The sequence below is a fragment of the Desmonostoc vinosum genome, assembly GCF_059505385.1.
The window spans coordinates 41,788-60,266 of sequence record NZ_JCACKM010000023.1 but is presented as its reverse complement, the minus strand read 5'-3'; the positions used below and the strand labels follow the sequence as shown (position 1 = coordinate 60,266).

Annotated in this window: 16 protein-coding genes; 9 read left to right on the top strand and 7 right to left on the bottom strand. The window is 39.8% G+C overall.

The genetic code is table 11. From position 1 onward, the window contains the following. The 7 genes from AC5JMF_RS02675 to AC5JMF_RS02645 form a co-directional block, all read left to right on the top strand. A partial coding sequence (locus tag AC5JMF_RS02675) for a hypothetical protein (protein WP_495794179.1) occupies window positions 1-1,178 on the top strand: 1,178 nt, incomplete at its 5' end. Between the two features lie 41 nt (window positions 1,179-1,219). Next, window positions 1,220-1,765, top strand: a complete 546-nt coding sequence (locus AC5JMF_RS02670) for a CIS tube protein (RefSeq protein ID WP_495794178.1) — start codon at window positions 1,220-1,222, stop codon at window positions 1,763-1,765. A gap of 153 nt (window positions 1,766-1,918) precedes the next feature. Further along, window positions 1,919-3,679 carry a VgrG-related protein gene (locus tag AC5JMF_RS02665; protein ID WP_495794177.1) on the top strand — a complete coding sequence of 587 codons (1,761 nt, stop codon included), beginning with the start codon at window positions 1,919-1,921 and terminating at the stop codon, window positions 3,677-3,679. A 350-nt stretch (window positions 3,680-4,029) separates the two neighbouring features. Then, window positions 4,030-4,437 carry a GPW/gp25 family protein gene (locus AC5JMF_RS02660; RefSeq protein ID WP_495794176.1) on the top strand — a complete coding sequence of 136 codons (408 nt, stop codon included), beginning with the start codon at window positions 4,030-4,032 and terminating at the stop codon, window positions 4,435-4,437. Window positions 4,438-4,510: 73 nt separating this feature from the next. Further along, complete coding sequence (locus tag AC5JMF_RS02655) at window positions 4,511-6,712, top strand: putative baseplate assembly protein (RefSeq protein ID WP_495794175.1); 2,202 nt, start codon at window positions 4,511-4,513, stop codon at window positions 6,710-6,712. Window positions 6,713-6,723: 11 nt separating this feature from the next. Beyond that, window positions 6,724-7,761 carry a phage tail protein gene (locus AC5JMF_RS02650; protein ID WP_495794174.1) on the top strand — a complete coding sequence of 346 codons (1,038 nt, stop codon included), beginning with the start codon at window positions 6,724-6,726 and terminating at the stop codon, window positions 7,759-7,761. Between the two features lie 104 nt (window positions 7,762-7,865). Further along, window positions 7,866-9,065 (top strand): DUF4159 domain-containing protein, encoded by a 1,200-nt coding sequence (locus tag AC5JMF_RS02645; RefSeq protein ID WP_495794173.1) that lies wholly within the window; start codon window positions 7,866-7,868, stop codon window positions 9,063-9,065. 109 nt (window positions 9,066-9,174) lie between these two features. On the opposite strand, the gene AC5JMF_RS02640 is transcribed toward AC5JMF_RS02645, so the two are convergent. The 3 genes from AC5JMF_RS02640 to AC5JMF_RS02630 form a co-directional block, all read right to left on the bottom strand. Beyond that, the gene (locus AC5JMF_RS02640) at window positions 9,175-10,521 is read right to left on the bottom strand and encodes an ABC transporter substrate-binding protein (RefSeq protein WP_495794172.1); all 1,347 of its coding nucleotides are present in this window, start codon (window positions 10,519-10,521) and stop codon (window positions 9,175-9,177) included. 18 nt (window positions 10,522-10,539) lie between these two features. After that, window positions 10,540-11,193, bottom strand: coding sequence for a glycosyltransferase family 2 protein (locus AC5JMF_RS02635; protein ID WP_495794181.1), 654 nt, complete (start codon window positions 11,191-11,193; stop codon window positions 10,540-10,542). 314 nt (window positions 11,194-11,507) lie between these two features. Further along, the gene (locus AC5JMF_RS02630) at window positions 11,508-12,617 is read right to left on the bottom strand and encodes a class I SAM-dependent methyltransferase (protein WP_495794171.1); all 1,110 of its coding nucleotides are present in this window, start codon (window positions 12,615-12,617) and stop codon (window positions 11,508-11,510) included. 274 nt (window positions 12,618-12,891) lie between these two features. Between AC5JMF_RS02630 and AC5JMF_RS02625 the strand changes: the two genes are divergently transcribed. After that, window positions 12,892-13,635 (top strand): class I SAM-dependent methyltransferase, encoded by a 744-nt coding sequence (locus AC5JMF_RS02625; RefSeq protein WP_495794170.1) that lies wholly within the window; start codon window positions 12,892-12,894, stop codon window positions 13,633-13,635. A 6-nt stretch (window positions 13,636-13,641) separates the two neighbouring features. On the opposite strand, the gene AC5JMF_RS02620 is transcribed toward AC5JMF_RS02625, so the two are convergent. The 4 genes from AC5JMF_RS02620 to AC5JMF_RS02605 all read right to left on the bottom strand — a co-directional run bounded on the left by AC5JMF_RS02620 (window position 13,642) and on the right by AC5JMF_RS02605 (window position 16,461). Next, a complete protein-coding gene (locus AC5JMF_RS02620) occupies window positions 13,642-14,541 on the bottom strand; it encodes a S66 peptidase family protein (RefSeq protein WP_495794169.1) in 900 nt (299 codons plus the stop codon). Window positions 14,542-14,671: 130 nt separating this feature from the next. Beyond that, window positions 14,672-15,370: a carbonic anhydrase gene (locus AC5JMF_RS02615; RefSeq protein ID WP_495794168.1), complete on the bottom strand. Its 699-nt coding sequence runs from the start codon at window positions 15,368-15,370 to the stop codon at window positions 14,672-14,674. A gap of 103 nt (window positions 15,371-15,473) precedes the next feature. Beyond that, window positions 15,474-15,650, bottom strand: coding sequence for a hypothetical protein (locus AC5JMF_RS02610; RefSeq protein ID WP_495794167.1), 177 nt, complete (start codon window positions 15,648-15,650; stop codon window positions 15,474-15,476). Continuing rightward, entirely contained in the window at window positions 15,640-16,461 is an 822-nt protein-coding gene (locus AC5JMF_RS02605; RefSeq protein ID WP_495794166.1) for a carbonic anhydrase, read from the bottom strand. The genes AC5JMF_RS02610 and AC5JMF_RS02605 overlap by 11 nt, the downstream gene beginning before the upstream one ends. Before the next feature lie 365 nt (window positions 16,462-16,826). Between AC5JMF_RS02605 and hpsL the strand changes: the two genes are divergently transcribed. Then, entirely contained in the window at window positions 16,827-18,476 is a 1,650-nt protein-coding gene (hpsL, locus tag AC5JMF_RS02600; protein ID WP_495794165.1) for a hormogonium polysaccharide biosynthesis protein HpsL, read from the top strand. Window positions 18,477-18,479 lie beyond the last annotated feature (3 nt).

Below are 18,479 nucleotides of genomic sequence, written 5' to 3'. Positions count from 1 at the left end.
AAATCGAAGTCACCTCAGCATCGTCGGAAGTAGAATCTTTACCAAGCATTTTCCGGCAAACTGATGAACAACAGCCAATAGAATCAGATTTATCATCAACTCAAGCTGAAACTTCAGATGTTCCAAATACAGTCAATAGACAAATCGAAGTCACCTCAGCATCGTCGGAAGTAGAATCTTTACCAAGCATTTTCCGGCAAACTGATGAACAACAGCCAATAGAATCAGATTTATCATCAACTCAGGCTGAAACTTCAGATGTTCCAAATACAGTCAACAGACAAACCGAAGTTAACCCAGCATCGTCGGAAATAGAATCTTTACCAAGCATTTTCCAGCAAGTTGATGAACAACAGCCAATAGAACCAGATTTACCATCAACACCTGCAACTCAGGCTGATACTCCTGATATTTCACAAAAAGTAACAAATAAACAGCAAGACATTATCCTGGCAAAACTACAAACACCCCATTTTCAGAAACAAGAACAAACAGATTCTTCAGAAAATCCGACTAAAGTCGATTCTTTTGCAGACACTTCATTGCAGCGAAAAGGTCTTGACACTCAATCATCGCAGATTTCTCAATCGTTAATTCCTTCTTCTTTAGGGTTAGAAGTCGGACAAAATAGGCTTTCAGTGCTGAGTTCTTCACAACAGCATACTTTTGAAAATAAAACAACTGATACAAATAAATCTTCACCTCATTACTCGTCACCAACACTAGTTTTCCGAAAAACAAATTCTACTAATGATACCCATCATCCACAAACTTCAAATACATCTTCTCAGTGGTCTAATATACCTTCGCAATGGTCAAGTCTGGAAGAATTAATGAATGGTAGTAATGATAGTGATGATGAATTTAATAGTTTTAACTCTAGTAATATAGAATCTAATTGGCAGAGTTCTAAGTTTTCGTCACCTGTTTCACAATCTTCATCGGAATTACCACAAATTTTTACTAAGCCAACTTCTTCACCTGTAGCTGAAAGCAATACATTTGCAAGAGAGTCAGAACCAATAACCGAAACTATAGAAAATCCCTATTTATTGGATGAAAAAGATGATGATCATGATTTGGAACAACTTGCCCATGAAATTTATAGCAGATTACGACAACGCATAGAAATTGAGCGAGAGCGTCATGGTATGCACTTTAGTCGTTTACCGTGGTAAACCACATTAAACAACTCGAAATATTAGGAGAAATACTCAAAATGGTAGCTAGTTTTATTGTCCCCGCTAAAAAGAGTTCCAACTTAAAAAAAGCCATACTTAAAAATATGGATGGCGGACAAGATATTAAATTAATGTTCAACCCCACGGACATTAGTTTTACTCGAACTATTAGTTGGACAAAAAATGATGGTAACAGAGGAACTACTCTTTTACCTAAAATTAGTTTTTCTAGTGTTGATCCTTATAAATTTACACTGAAACAATTACTCTTTGATACTTATGAAACTAAAGAGTCTGTAATGAAGCACATAGACATTATTAAGCAGGGTGTGGAAACTATAAAACAGCAACCTGACTCCCGTCCACCTGTTTATAAGTTTATTTGGGATAAAGAATATTTTTTATGTGTCATGACGAGTTTAACCTATACCTTAAATATGTTTCTCTCTGATGGCACACCAGTGAGAGCATTGGTAGATATTTCCTTACAGGAAGTAGATAAAAGTATGCTTCCTGGGACACCAGCTTCGGCTTCTGCTGGTACGCAGCGCTTGCCAGACCCTAAAGTTGCGCGTCCGGGGTAATTAGTATTTTGATCAAAGTGCTTGCATAAAAAAAGTAAAAATTCAAAAATATAATTTGAATAACTACTAGTTTATTAGGGTAATGGCAAGCCAGTTGTGTTAAATTCCAATCCTTAATTTCCAATTACTTTTAATACTTTTAAGCTGCTAAATATGCCTCCTGTAGATTATTTAAACGAACTGCAAATCGAATTTTCTTCTGGTGGTGGTGGAGCCTGGTCTGCTGCTGCTGGAGAATTAGTCAAGGATTTATTGCAAATCACTGTAGAAGAGAGTTTGCACTTGCCAGCAATGTTTACATTGGTAGTACGAAATACCTATAATCCTACTAGCGATCGCGACAAACCTGGGCTTCATGAAAAGATTTTTGAAATTGGTAAGAAAATCAGACTAGGTTTTAAATCCAGTACTACTGGAGACCCAGAATTCCGTGAACAAAAAAAAGATTTTTTGATTCAAGGTGAAATTACAGCGATTGAAATTCACTTCGATAAAAAAAATGAAGCACCTATTATTGTTCGCGGCTATGATTTTTCCCATCGTCTGCACAGAGGTCGCCACAATCGTTCTTTTCAAAATCAAACTGACAGCGATATAGTACGTAAAATAGCAGCAGAAGTAGGTATACCAGTTAGTAAAATAGAACCGAGTGGTCAACCCCATACATATGTCTTTCAAGAAAACCAAACTAACATGGAGTTTTTGCGAGAGCGAGCTGCCCGTGTGGGATTTGAACTATTTATTGAAAATGGCAAGATAAATTTTTGCAAGCCAGCAAATCGAGGTATTGAAGAACTAGTTTGGGGTGTTGATATTAACAGCTTTAGTACCCGCGTCACTAGTGCTGAGCAGGTGAATTCTGTAGAAGTGCGTAGCTGGGACTATACCAAGAAAAAACTAATTAAAAAAACAGCTACTAAAGAAAAAGTAATAACTACTACACCAAATGGTCAAGGAAGTAGTACTAGCAGTAAATTCCAAATTAAGCCAGCTCCCAAAATGGTTGTTGTAGATCAACCCGTTACCGATGAACAGACTCCGAGAATGGAAAAAGAAGCGGAGGCAATTGCTAAGGCTGTGTGTGATGAGTTGGGAGGAGAATTTGTTTATGCAGATGCTAAATCAGAGGGTAATCCTAAAATTAGAGCCGGAAAGGTTGTTAATATTAAGAACTTAGGCAAAAACTATAGTGGTAAGTATTACGTTACAGAAACACGTCATTTCTTTACTCGACGCAACTATACAACTGATTTCAGTGTGCGGGGACTGCGTGCTGGTAACTTATTTACAACCCTAGCATCACAGTTACATTTACAACCAGGTCAGACTTTTTTAGTAGGAATTGTCACTAATAATAAAGACCCAAATAAATGGGGTAGAGTCAAGGTTGAGTTCCCGACCTTAGCAGATAAAGATGAAAGCTATTGGGCGAGAATTGTAGCTACAGGAGCAGGAGCAAAGCGGGGTTTTGATTGTTTGCCAGAGGTTGGCGACGAAGTTTTAGTAGGTTTTGAACATGGCGATATTCACCGTCCATATATACTTGGTGGAGTATGGAATGGCAAAGATGCACCACCAGAATTGGTAACTGATGCGGTTGGTGCTAAAGGAGTAAGATTACGCACCTTTAAAACTCGTGTAGGGCACACTCTACAGTTTATAGAAGAAGTCAAAGGTCGTAGCGAAGTAGGTATTGTGATTGAAACTAAATATGGCCACCGAATTTATCTCAATGACACTCAAAAAGAGATAGAGATTAAAACCAAACGCGGTCAAAAAATTAATATGGACGATAAAACTCGTTCAATTTCCATCGACTCCACAGGTGATATTACACTCAAAGCTCGGAGAAATATAGATATTAATGCTACTGGCCTGGTAACAGTTAAGGGTAGGATAATCAATTTGAATTAGGGAGTCGGGAGTCGGGAGTGGGGAGTGGGGAATTAATTGAGAATTGTTATTTCTTCCCCTCATCCTCGACCTTTGGCGAATATGCTTAAATCTTCTAGATCGATATCTTTGAAGATAAAAGCTGACTAGTATTCATCATCAAACTAGGAACTAGGGATGTGGTTCGACTCCGCTCACCAACCGGGAGATGTGAGAGAAATAATCAACACCCATTCCCCGTTTCCTGTGGGCTGAGCGAAGTCGTACCCCTACGCTTAAGCAAGCTATCGAGAGCGTCTCCGACAGGAGAAGCCCATTACCCCTAATCCCCGCTCCCGGCGGCCCCGAGTTCCCCATTCCCAATTCCCCATATGGTTTACAGTCAACAACAGGCTTATTTAGGCAAAGGCTTGGCTTACCCACTGCGTTTAAGCTTGCAGGGAGGGATACAGCTTAGTTCTGAAGAAAAAAAAGTCCGAGAATCTATTTGGATTATCCTTCGTACTAGCGTGGGTGAGCGAGTCTATCGACCTAATTTTGGCTCGCGTTTGTCAGAACTGGCGTTTGCACCATTAAACAGTGAAACGTTATTGCTAATTCGCTTCTATGTCACTGAGGCTTTGGAGGTTTGGGAACCACGAATCACACTTGAAGAAGTAATAATTGATCCTGATCCCATCCGTGGCAGAGTAGACATCAATATTATTTATCGACTTAAAGATTATCCAGATACTTATAGCTTAGTTTATCCTTTTTACTTACTTGCTCCAGAGGAGTAATGGTAATTCGTAATTCGTAATTCGTAATTCGTAATTCGTAATTCGTAATTCGTAATTAAGACATACATAATTTATGAAATTTGATTTTTTACCACAATTACCTTCTTCCAATTTAGACGATCGCACTTTTGATGAATTGGTAGAAGAGTGTATTATGCGTATTCCTCGCTACTGTCCAGAGTGGACAGACCATAACCTCAGCGACCCAGGAATTACGCTGATTGAATTATTTGCTTGGTTAACTGACCAGATGTTACTCAGATTTAACCAAGTACCGCGTAAAAATTATGTAGCTTTTCTCGAATTACTAGGTATTCGTCTCCAACCAGCTGCCCCAGCACGTACCGAATTAACTTTTTATTTAAGTACTGACCTATCGGAAAGTTATACTATCCCGGCAGGAATAGAAGTTTCTACTATCCGCACCGAGACAACAGAAGCGATTACTTTTAGCACAGATTATCCTTTAATTATTGGCACACCCCACATCCAACACTTTTTAACCGCCCAAACCGTCGAAGATATTCCCCAGTCTCTACGCGAAAGAGTCACAAGTTCGTGGACTCGTCAATCTGACGGTTATTGGTCAGGCAATGAACAACCAATATTTGAAGAACAACCCCAGCCCGGTAACTGCTTTTACTTGGTAGTTAATTCTGATGATCCATTAGATGCTAATGTCTTAGAAATTACCTTCCAAGGGGCTGCGGCGACACCTGCGGGTATTAACCCCAATCAACCACCGCGTCAGTGGGAAGCCTGGAATGGGGAAAATTGGCAACCGATTTTACTTAAAGAAGCAGACGATGAGACGCGAGGTTTCAGTTTCTATGAAATCGTTCAACAGGGCGGTAATCCGGCCCAAGGAGCAGATATTCGTCTGCATTTACCGCAAAAATGGCCTGTAACTAACTTTACCGCCTATCGCGGGCGTTGGCTGCGCTGTGTCTTGTCACCCCTAGAAACAAATCAATCTGGTTATAATCGTCCACCGCGTATTACTGGTCTAGCAATGCGGTCAATTGGCGGTACAGTGAGGGCTAGTCACAGCACCTTAATTGAAGATGAGCGTTTAGGCATCAGTGATGGAAAACCAGGTCAAACTTTTAACCTACAACAAACGCCGATTTTAGAACGTACAGAAGAAGAATATATCTTAGTGACTCCCCCTAGTGGCTTGCCACAAAGATGGCAAGAGGTGAGAGATTTTGCGGAATCTCGTGCCCAAGACTTACATTACACCCTCGATTCGCTGACCGGCATAGTCCAATTTGGGCCGCTAATTCGTGAACCCAGCCAACTCAAACAACAAACAGTATTGCGATCGCGCATCCAAAAACCATCACAATTAGAACAAACTATAGTACAAGTGAGTGACCTTGCCGACCAACACGAACATCAGTACGGGGCAGTTCCCCCACGCGGTTCGGAAATTCGGATGGTTGCTTACCGTACAGGTGGCGGTAGAGAGGGGAATGTGCAAGTTGGCACAATCCAGTTTTTAAAATCAGCATTTCCGTATGTTGAAAGTGTAATCAACTACAAAGAAGGTATCAATGGTGCAGATGCGGAATCACTAGAACAAGCAGTAATCAAAGCACCCCGCATTCTACGCACCCGTGACCGGGCGGTGACTGCTGAAGACTTTGAAGTTTTAGCACAGCAAGCTAGTGGTGGAGCGATCGCTCGTGTACGCTGTTTACCAGCCACATCTCAAACTCAAGCGGGTATGGTTGGTTTACTAATTGTCCCCCAAGCCAATACAGATGGAATTGCCCAAGGCGAAGGCATTTCACCAGATAAATTTGCCCTCAGCGCAGCCCTCCAAGACCAAATCCTCAACTACTTAAATGACCGAAAATTATTAGGAGTCCAAGTATATTTACAAGAACCAGATTATGTGGGAGTTTCCGTACAATCCGAGGTTGCAGTAGAAGCCGTTTACGACAACCCCCAAGCCAAAGAAGAAATTCTCCGTCAATTAAGGGTGTCACTGTATAAATATTTAAATCCCTTGATTGGCGGCACAGATGGTAAAGGCTGGCCATTGGGGCGACCCGTCTACACATCAGATATTGTGGCATTGATGCAACAAACTCCAGGAGTGCGTTATTTAGGCCCAGTCTTGCTATTTCCCATCCGCAAGCAAGGCGAAGTTTGGAGACGCCAGCCGTCACCAGAACAACTAATAGACCCAGGCCCACAAGGTTTAATCTGTTCTTGGGCTGATAATACTCTGCGGTCAAGTCACGATATTCAGATTGTTAGTCGCTGAGGCAAAATTTTATGGTTCAAAGTCGTTCTAGTTCCGCTATCCGCATTCACTTAACGCCGATGCAAATCCCCGAAGCTATACCCGGTAAGGGTTTAGCAGCATTTGCTGGTGCAGATAGCATGGATGTGACAGGAAATAGCTTGCTTTTGCATCCTGGGTACGCCAGCGAGATGATTGTGCAAGTGCAAAACTTAGAACAGCGTTCCATCAGAATCAGCTTGCATATCGAAGGTAACTTTCCTACTCAGTGGTATCAAATTGGTACAGAAGGTAGTGAAATTCCGCCACTAGGACAGATGGATGCTGTACTGTATTTTGTAGTACCCGCAACATTTTTTGAAGATCAGCAAGCGATCGCCCCTGATCAACAAACCAGATTAAATCTAGACTTTCGCTGCCTAGTTAACATCCACGTAGACCCAGAGACTGACCAAGAACAAATTTATAAAAGCCAGGACTTTAACTTATACATCCGTCCCTACACCGACTACATGAAGTTTCTACCAGTCATGTATCGCGAGATAGACTTCATGAGTCGGTTCATGAAAATATTTGAGCAAGCCTTTCAACCAGTCGTTGATAGCTTCGACGTCATGTGGGCCAACCTCGATCCTTTAACATCACCACGGGCATTATTACCCTTCGTTGCCCACTGGGTTGCTTGGGAAATAGACCCAATTTGGGATCTCCAACAACAACGTCGGCTAATTCGTCGCGCAGTAGAGCTGTATCGCTGGCGAGGAACTCGTAAAGGATTGCGCCTTTATTTACATCTTTATACAGGTTTACCCTTAGACGAAAATTTACCCAATGAATCTGATAAACATATTAGTATCACAGAACCTTTTGGCCCTAGCTTTATCATCGGAGAAGCTCAACTAGGTAATGCAACTTTATCAGGTGGACAACCATATCACTTTATAGTCCGTTTACGTCCAGACCGTCCTCATAACGGCATCAACGAACAACTTGTCAGACGCATCATTGAACAAGAAAAACCTGCTTTTTGCACATACGAATTAATGATTGAAAATCCATCTAATACCTAACTACATTAAATAATTCGTAATTCGTAATTCGTAATTCGTAATTAATTCTGGCGTTGCTGAAAATATAAATTTATCTCACGCAAAGGCGCAAAGGCGCAAAGAATATGACACACCCTTTTCCAACACCACCCATCAAAACCTTTGAACGTCTGCAAGCTTCAGACGGTTTACTCATTAATGCCGAACGCTGGCGGGCGGCACATGAATACCACCGTCTGCGACAAAATGCTCAATATCAATGTTTAAATCAGCCAGGAATTGTCTGTGGTTTAGGTGTCCGAGATATTCCTGCACCTCGGCAAGTAGAAGCTAAGTTTCGTGACGGACGTTGGGTGCAAATTCAGCCAGGAATTGCCATTGATTTGGCAGGTAATCTAATTATTGTACCCAACCCTTACGACTTTCCCATTGACGTAGAAGTAGCCACTTCTGAACCAATTATGATCTACTTAGTAGCTGGCTATGTAGACCCTGATGAACTGCGACGTACACAGAAAAAAGATATTGTTCAAGAAACTTATCGTATAGATCAAGTAAACTCTTCACCAGAAAGTTTTGCTATAGAAATTTGCCGTATACTTTTACAACCAGGGCAAACTACAATTAACCAGCCAACTGATGTTTTCTTTCCTGGTTATAACAATATAGATTTGCGTTATCGTCGTCAGGCACAAATGCGTCCCCAAGCAATTGTGCGGATGGCACAAATCAACCACAGCGATGCAGAATGTGCCCGTAATTTCTTTAGTCTTTCATATTTATTACAAGCAGTAGAACCCCTATACTCTACTTTGCGGGGAGCTGATGAACCAGGTCAGGTTTCTTTGGCTGACAATATTCAAGAATATGACATACTTTATTTGACAGGTAGAGAAGCATTATCTTTAAATAGTCTTGAATTTGAATCACTAAAGATTTATTTAAATACAGGTGGTGTACTTTTAGTTGATGCACCAATAGATGCTAACCCGCTAATAGAAAGTACCCAAGCCTTAGCACAACAATTAGAAAGTCCTTTAAAACCTCTAGAAGAATTACAACGCAGCCATCCTTTAAGGACTAAACCTTTTTTATTTGCAGCAATGCCAATAGTTAACCAACAATTAATTCGACTATTAGTAGGTGGCGGAATTATTTTGGTAATTGGTGATTTAGCAACAGCTTGGGGACTAGATAGAGAATTTAATCTACCTCGTTTAACAATTCGTACAGCTCAGGAATTAGGAACTAATATTTTAAGTTTTGCTTGGAAACGGCGACAGTTTATCGGTCTGCAACAACAAGACAGTTCAGGTCAATGGTAATACTAATTGGTAATAACGCTCGTACCGACGCTTGATGACTCGCTCTAAGCGAAGCTATGCCGCAGGCTTTACGCTACCGCTGCGAAGCGCGTAATTTGTATCTAACGAATTACTTACTGTTCCAAATTAGTTCTAAACGCTGTTGAGCTACTTTTAGAGCTTTTTGGGGAGACTCACCCAATAATGTAGCCTCAATCGCTCTACCAAGGTTATCAGAAAGACGATTATATCCAGCTATAATTGGTCGAGCGCGTGCTTCAGGCATTTGTTCTATAAACACTTTTAACCAAGGTCTTTGCTGAACAAATTTTTGATAAGCTGCACTTTGAGTAGATTTCAAATTAACAGGTAAAAAACCTGTGCCAATACTCCATTCTGTTTGAAATTCTTCACTCAAAATATATTCTAAAAATTTGAGTGCGGCTTGCTCCCTCGCTGGTGTAGTTTTCATCAAATATATATTTCCAGTACCTGTCACCGTCACTTGTCCAACGCTTGCAGGTATAGGAAAAACTTCATAATCAATGTCAGATTTGGTGATGTAAGACCAAGGGCCAGTGATTTGCATCGCCACCCTGCCAGCAATGAAGCCATCTTCTTCATAACCTCGTTCTGGCAAAGACAGCGTTGCTGAACCATCTTTGAGTAACTCTTGCCAAAATTGTAAGGCCGCGATCGCTCCAGCGTTCGTTAAATTCGGTTTGTCATTTGTCACTACCTCACCGCCAGCACTAAGTAAAAAAGGGAACCAACTAAAAACTGTCCATTCTCCCTTTCCCAAAGGCAATAAAATTCCGTGCTGTTCTGGTCTATGGTCGCCATTACGGTCTATGGTCAGTTTTTTCGCAACTTGTCGCAATTCTGACCAAGTCTTTGGCGTTTGCGTAATTCCCGCCGCTTGAAAAAGCTTAGGCCGGTAAAAAATTCCCATGTTGCTGGTATACAGTGGAATTGACCAAAGATGATTGTCTAATTTCAACTCCTCAAAAAGATTAGGGCTAATTTCTGATTTAATCGGCAATTTTTCTAACCAATCTTCTAAAGGTAAAATCGCCCCTAGCTCTATCAATTGACCCGTAACTTGGGGGTAGAATGACAAAATATCGGGAGGTGATTTACCTACAACTGCTGTCAAAACTTTTGGTAATTGTTGGTCAAGACTACCAGCAAATATAGACTCTACTTGAATATCAGTATGAGTTTGATTAAACTTATCTACCAATTTTTGAAATACATCCCGATTGACAGGCGGATTAATCCCTTGCCAAAGTGTTAGATGAATGACATTGTTATCTTTTTGCGTCGTTCCCTGACAACCAAATAAAACTAAACACAAACTGAGAACAGTGCCTAAAATTAAAGCTGAGCGAAGTCGATATGTGAGAATTTGCCAAATAGAATTGACAAACTGATAAAAATAACTTTTGAGTTGCGATAGTAAAAGTATATTTTTCATGCCAAGTAGTTAGCCAGATTAAGAAATCTTCTCTAAAACACTCTTGGTAATACTAGTTTCTGCTCTTGTGTAGATATATGTTTGCGGTTCTTTGAATTTTTGAGTTTTAAAAACTTTTTCTGCCCGATGCCAAAAATCTGTATCTTCGCCATAAGCAATATTATTAAAACCTTGTAACTCAAAAAAGACTTGCCTTTTTCCAAAAAATGTTGGGCCTAACACGCATTCTCGCAAATTGATTTTTGCCCCTGCTTGAAAATAATCTGCTACCCAAATCTCTTCTTCTGTTGCAAAACCACCTTCTATTAAATCAACTTCCGAATTAGCAATCATATACTCAAATCGTGTATCCAAATGATTTGGTGCATATGCATCATCGCTATCAATAAATGTGATGTAATTACCAAAAGATGCTTGAATACCCACATTTTTTGCATACCAAAGTTTTCTATTTTGATGTTTCAAATAACGAATATTCTGGAATTTTTGAATATAAGGATTAACTATTTCAAAAGTATTATCTTGGCTACCATCATCTACTATCACTAGCTCCCAATTTGAGAAACTTTGAGCGATAACGCTATCAATACAATTATTTAGATATTTGGCTCGATTGTATGTACAAAGGACAATTGATATTTCTGGAGTTTGTTTAAAAATTACACTACTCATCATCAATAACTCAAAAACAACTAGATTATTTGGTCACAGTAGTTTTGCAAGAAGCATTAAATTTTTGATGTTTCTTCATTCTTATATCTAATAGTTTTCATTAACTGAAGCATCTTTAGGAGCATTTTTCACAATTACTGCCAGCGATAGGAGCTTGGAACCATTTTTTGGGTGTAACTTTTCTACTAAGCTGTTCCACATATAACTTGCATAATTAGGGCGGGCAAGATGCCCACCCCACAAGAGTTTTATTTAATTTGATTATGTAATTTAGATGTTTTTTAGCTTAGTGCTGCCTGTATAATACTATATAATTATTTTTCAGCCACAATACAAGTCACAACCGGGTAATCTGGATGAAAAACATCTAATTCTTCAATAGTCAATTCTTCGGCTGCAATTCCATGATAGCTAGCTATGACACTTATCGGATTACCATAAACATATAATTGCTGCCGAGAGAAATTCTTAAATATCCAACCCACACCATCAGGTAAAAATCGCCAGTAATCACCAGGAGTAGTATGAACTCTAATAGCACTTGGCACTGTAATAAAACATTTACCACCAGGTTTTAGCCAAGTGTAAATGTTTTCAACTGCTATCCAAGGGGCGTAACAATGCTCTAGAACATTCACGCTAATAACTGAATCAAAAGACTCAGGCTCTATAATTGATACATCATGAACATCTCCAACTATATCAACCCCTAAACCTGCTTCTAAGTTAAGAATTTTAGATGATGTACTCGAATTAATTTGATAAAAATCTTTATCTTTGGGAGTGCCACCTACCTCCAAAAGATTGCCAAACACTTGAGAGCGAATTTCTTCAATAAATTGATTAATATAATATCTATCAATAGGAGTTCCTCTAGTTAATCCAAATGCTTGACAAATAGGAACTGCTTTTTTCAGATCACCCCATTCTACAGAACCTGTAGCAGGTGATAACAAACCAATTCTTTCTAAATCTTCTACAAGTTTACTAAAATCTTCTATATTTTCAATACATTCTAAGTCATCTTTCAATTGACATTGAGAAAATAGCTGTAAAAGAACTTGGTAAGTTGCTTGACTTAATAAACCTAGTTCAAATTGCATGTCTTTCTCAATAAAACTCCGAAATCCTCTACCAAAAATTGTGACGTTGCCATCTGCTAAAAAAATTATAGAATCTTGGCTAAGATTACGATATTGTTCTAGTTCGATAATGGCTTTTTCTGGAATTGTAGCGTATTTAATTTCTTGAAATAATTGGTATGCTTTTTCTAGAGAATGTTCATGGACAAATATTTCTAGCATTATCAACCATGATTTTGCAGTGATGATTTCTGCTGTCTTCTTACTCCAGGCAAAAATTGCATATAATCGAGAATCTTCAACTTTCAAAAAGGCGTTAGTTACATACTTTTTTCGGAACATATTTTGCTTACCTAAAATTTCTCATTAACACTAAACAATAATATAGTAATCCGCTTTTGGTGCCCTAAGCGCGACAGGCTGGGAGTAGGGAGTGGGGAGTGGGGAAAAACCTTTTCGATTGGTACTGAATTTTTTCAGAGATCAAATAGGAGTTCTATATATCTATCTAATTGTTAGATAAATAACCAAAAATGTTGCGGCGAGCTAATTCTAAAATAGAATCACACATTTGACGTAGTATCATATAATTCGAGTTAATTTTGGAAAAAACTTGATGAAGACATTACCAATACCACCTTTTCTCAGCCAATATTGGCAAAATTCATTTAATTTAAAGCAGCACATCCAAGACTTTTTGCATATAGATACAGAAACACTAGAGATGAAGTTGGCGGCAGGTCAGCAACAGATGGCAGAATTAGGTCATAAAGATTTTGATTGGGAAACAGCAACTGCTTTTTATAGCGACAAAGTAGGAGAAATTTACTTATTTGAATTAGGAGCGTGGCATCTTTCAAGTCATGATTATATTGGGGATACACTGCGGTTAGTGGCAGATTTTGCTCAAGGTCGAGTGCTAGATTTTGGCGGTGGTATTGGAACTCATGCTATTGGTGCTGCTCTTTGTCCGCAAGTTGAGCAAGTCGTATATTGCGATATTAATCCGATTAATCGTGATTTTGTGCGTTATAGAACTGAGCAACTAGGTTTGAGTAAAAAAATTATTTTGTGTGCTGAAATACCTACACAAGAAACTTTTGAAACAATCATTACCTTTGACGTTTTAGAACACATACCAGACCCTAGCCAACAGTTACTCCAGTTCCATCAAATTCTGACACCCGAAGGTAAGATTATCATGAATTGGAATTTCTTTAAGGGTTTTAATCAAGAGTTTCCCTTCCATCTAGATGATCCGCAACTAGTTGATGTCTTCTTTCAAACACTCCAGAGTAAATTTTTAGAAATGTTCCAGCCTTACCTGATTACAGCTCGTTGTTACCGCAAGTGGATTTGAATTTCACTACACTTGATGCTTGATGTCTAAGATACCTTCATCTGCATCTAAACTCACCTCTACACCCACTGGTAACGCTGCATTGATACCGCCATGACCAAAAGGCAGGTCAGATACAATCGGAATACCTAAATCACCCAAGCGATCGCGCAAAACTTCTTCTACAGTAAAACTAGGGATATTTTGCGGCGGTTCACATCGACTAAAGCGTCCCAAGGCAATACCCCTAACTTTAGCCAAAGCACCACTCAAGCGCCACTGCGTCAGCATTCGGTCAATGCGGTAGGGTGCTTCTGTCACATCTTCCCACGCCAAAATTACACCATCAAAATGTGGTTGCAATGGTGTACCTAAAAGATGGGTAGCCACAGTCAGATTACCTGGCAACAAAATGCCATTAGCAACACTGCCACCCCACCCACAACCTTTGAGAGGAGAGAGAGGACGACCTTCCACCCAATCGAACAATCGCTCTGTTGACCACTCTGGCTCATCTGCTAAAGTGGTCATCACAGGGCCATGTACACCAGATATCCCCGCTTTATACAAGCTCCATAGCAAAGCTGTAATATCAGAAAAACCAATTAACCACTTGCAATTCTCAATTGGCCAAGTCCAGTCTTCCAAAATACGAGTGCTACCAAAACCACCTCTAGCACAGAGAATACCTCGACAATCAATATCTTTCCATGCGGTTGCTAGCTGATTGCGGCGATTTTCGTCTTTATCGGCTAAATAACCCCATCTGTCATCTATCTTAGGGATGACCTTTACTTGATAACCACGCGATCGCCAAATTTCCAGACCCCGTTCAAACGCCTCCAATTCTCGCAAAGCCCCACTAGGAGCAATTACTTGCAGCAAATCACCGGGTTTCAAGGGTGGAGGTAAGATTTTGGATTGCATTAATCAATGTGCGAATACTAAAAAGTACAGTATTTCACAAATGATAGGAAATTGGGAATGGAGAATTGGGAACTTGTACTGAGCGGAGTCGAAGTATGGGGATTGGTAAAAACTCTGAATTAATTACGAATTACGAATTACGAATTACATGCTCTGCCTCTTCGCAGCAACAACCTGTAACCTCATCCGTTGGCTGAAAATGAGCAACAGAAAATAAAGGCGATTGTTCAAGTAAGCAACCTGGGTACAATTGCCATTGTACAGTTGCAACATTCAAATCTTTGATCAGCCCAGTATGAATATCTAATACCCAGCCATGTACCATTGGCGCGTTTTGATTGTGCAGCGCCTGACGCATAATGGAAGTCTGGTAAAGATTTTTTACTTGTGCCAAAACATTAATTTCTGCCAAACGATTTAGACGTTCTCCTCTTGTTGGCAAGATATCAATTTCGTATTGGTTTTGCAAGTAGAGTTCTCGAATTGGGTTTACCCAGTTATCAATAATTCCAGTTGTTCTACTTTCCAATGCTGCCTTAATTCCACCACAATCATAGTGACCACAAACAATAATGTGTTCCACTTGCAAATGAGAAATTGCATATTCCAATACTGCGAGAAAGTTAATATCTGTCAGAGAAACTTGATTAGCAATATTACGATGTACAAATAATTCACCAGGTTCTGTGCAGGTAAAGTTAGTTAATGGTAAACGACTATCAGAACAACCAATGTAGAGAAAGGGTGGTTTTTGTCCGCTAGATAATTCGTTAAAATAATTCGGATTAAGAGCCAGTTTTTGGGCAACCCAATCTTGATTATTTTTCAAGAGTTCCTCAATTTTGTGGTATCTCATTAATAGATAGCGAAACCAATCATAGGTATCTTATAACATTTATTTATCTGAAGAGATAATAAACTTAATGCAATCTTCAGCCCACATTTTTTCGATGAGTTAGTGGACGCGATTTGGAAGGGATTCGACCTTGCCAAACGCGTAACAATACCCAAATCAAGTTTTGTTCTTTAGCAAGAATACCTAGCCAAGATTTGCATTTTGTAAATAGCATCTTGGCAAAAATGGCTTGACCACAACTCTTAATTTCCATGATTTGAACCTCGATAAATTCGCTCCATCTGTTCTGGAGAGAGGCGTTTCATTGGAAACCACTCAAATGCAGTAACAGGAGGTTTCTCAGAAGAATTAATATCATTGTGGTGGTTTTGAGGGGAACGCACTGCTACATTGGTATTTGGAAACTGACCCCAGACCGACTCATCTATCTCTGATTCTGGAAGCTGGGTTTGAGGCAAAACATAAGCGTGCTTCTGAGGATCGTATGCAAAAACTTCTCCTGTTTCAATGTGATAAATCCAAGCATAGATGCTGAGTTCTCCCTGATAGAGCTTAGAGTGAATCACTGGATAAGTTCGCAAATTCTCAATTTGAGTTAGAACATTTTCAGCGATCATAATTTCTAGCAGTTCTTCTTGGTTGTAGTGACTGTAGTGGTCTAGAACTAGCCTTCGAGTTGCCTCTGCATATTTCAGCCAGTCATGCACTAGCGGCATCTCATCGCTGAGACTCTGTAACTTCATTAGCCCTTTCATTGCACCACAATGAGAGTGACCACAAATAATAATTTGACGAATATCTAAAGCTTGGACAGCGTATTCAATTGTTGCACCTTCACCACCATTAGTTGCGCCATAGGGTGGGATGATGTTACCTGCGTTGCGAATGACAAATAATTCACCAACTTGGGCTTGTGTAATTAAATTTGGATCAAGACGTGAATCAGAACAGGTAATAAATAATACCCTGGGCTTTTGACCATGTGAAAGTTGTTCAAACAATTGTTGATGTGTCGAAAAATAGCTAGATTTGAATTCGCGCAGACCTTTAATTAATTTCTTCATTGCTGGGGATTATTTTTATTCGTTTGATGGGAATGTATAAAGAGTAACCTGTTGGCAAAGTATGCCAGATTCTAGCTAAGCAGTTGAAGTCCGTCAGCAATTAACGGTACGACTTACGTTTCTTTAGACCACAGAATGCCAATTTAAAACTTATCCATATAAAATCTCAGGTGGTTGCAACTGGGCGATCGCGTATATTGGTGCTGGGGTTCTCTAAAGACATATCAAGATTTTTTACTTGACTCAGCAACATCAGTTCGCTCAACAAGGGGAACTGTACACAACTGACTCCACCCTGCCGGAAGCCGCAGAAGCGTCTACAGCACTCAGTATGGTAACAGCTTACTACTTATCACTCAATACTAATGGTAAAACCCAAGCAAAAATCCCGACGTTCCAAAAAGCAGTCACAAAAAGAAACTCCTACCCTCACTCTCAAAGAACGATTAGCCCAAAAGCGCAAAGCAACCTTAGCGCGAAAAGAACTTACTAGCTTACTTACCACCGCCACCTTTGGCGGTGTCTTCTTAGGTATTCTGCTATTTTTTATTGGTGGAATTAAAGCAGCAGTTCCCGGACTCTTAGGGGTACTGATCATGTCCTTTTCCTTTAAGTATCCCCGCCAAGCCCTGTATGCCTTTATTATCTACGTACCCCTTGGCGGCACTATTACCTACTATTTGGGCAATAGTCCTATACTGCAACTAGCAAAAGACGCTTTTTACCTACCCGCAGTCATTGGACTGTGGCAAAGTTGCCGCAAACAGGGGCTACCTTTTATCATTCCCCAAGCGATTAAAATTCCCCTATACATTGTATTAGCCACTAGCATCCTCACAGTGTTATTTGTCAATGGTGGGCAACAGTTCAACCCCCCTAGCGTTGGACTTCTAGAAAAACCACCTAATGAATTTCCCTTAGGTATGGGAATTCTAGGGTTAAAAGTGTTTTTAGGTTACGTGCCATTGATTAGTTGTGCTTACTATTTAATCCGTAATAAGCAAGATTTTTTATTATTGTCTCGCATCCAAATTGTTCTAATTATTATCTGTTGCGCTTTAGGATTTATTCAATACCTATTACTACTAACTGGAGTTTGCGAAGGCACTAGAAACGCCGAAGGAAATGCTTTATTTACAGCATCTCTTGAAGCCCGATGTTATTTTGGTGGTGCATTAGTTTATAGCCCTCAAGAAGGAATAATTCGCTTACCGGGAACCTTTGTCGCCCCTTGGCAATGGGCATGGTTTTTAATAGCTAGCACCTTCTTTGCTTTTGCTACTGGTTTTACAGATCCTTCTATGACATGGCGATTGATTGGTTTAGGTTCTATGGCATCAGTCTTTATCAATGCCGTCATTTCTGGACAAAGAATTGCCCTAGCTTTAGTCCCAACTTGCTTTGGAATTTTATTATTGCTAACTGGGCAAATTGGCAACCTCAAACGATTTATTCCTATTGGTATTGGGCTGGCTTTAATTTTGGGAATTGCTATGATTACTAACCCAGCTGTCGTACAAGAGAGAACCGATAGTTTTACCAGTCGTTGGGCAGCTTCACCACCCCAAGATTTTATCGTCCAACAATTTGAAGAAAATTGGAAAAATGTAGATGGCCCGTTAGGAAGTGGTTTAGGTAGGGCAACTAACTCAGCTAGGACAATGGGTGCAACTAAATTAGTAGAAACATACTACCCCAAAGTCCTCTATGAAGTGGGAATAGTAGGAGTACTGACATTTTTAGGCTTAGTCACAACTTTAACAATCGCAGCCTTCCGGACATATCGTTCTATAAAAAACCGTAATTTCCGCAGTTACGGAGCTGCTTTATGGGTGTTTATATTGTTTATTAGCTATAACACTTACTACTATCCTCTGGATGTCGATCCAGTTGCTGTTTACTATTGGTTTTTTGCAGGAGTTCTTTTCAAATTGCCAGTATTGGATAAACAAGAAAAAGAAGATACCGATCCTCAACAAAAAACCAAAAAAAGACGCCTACAAACCAAATTTTAAACG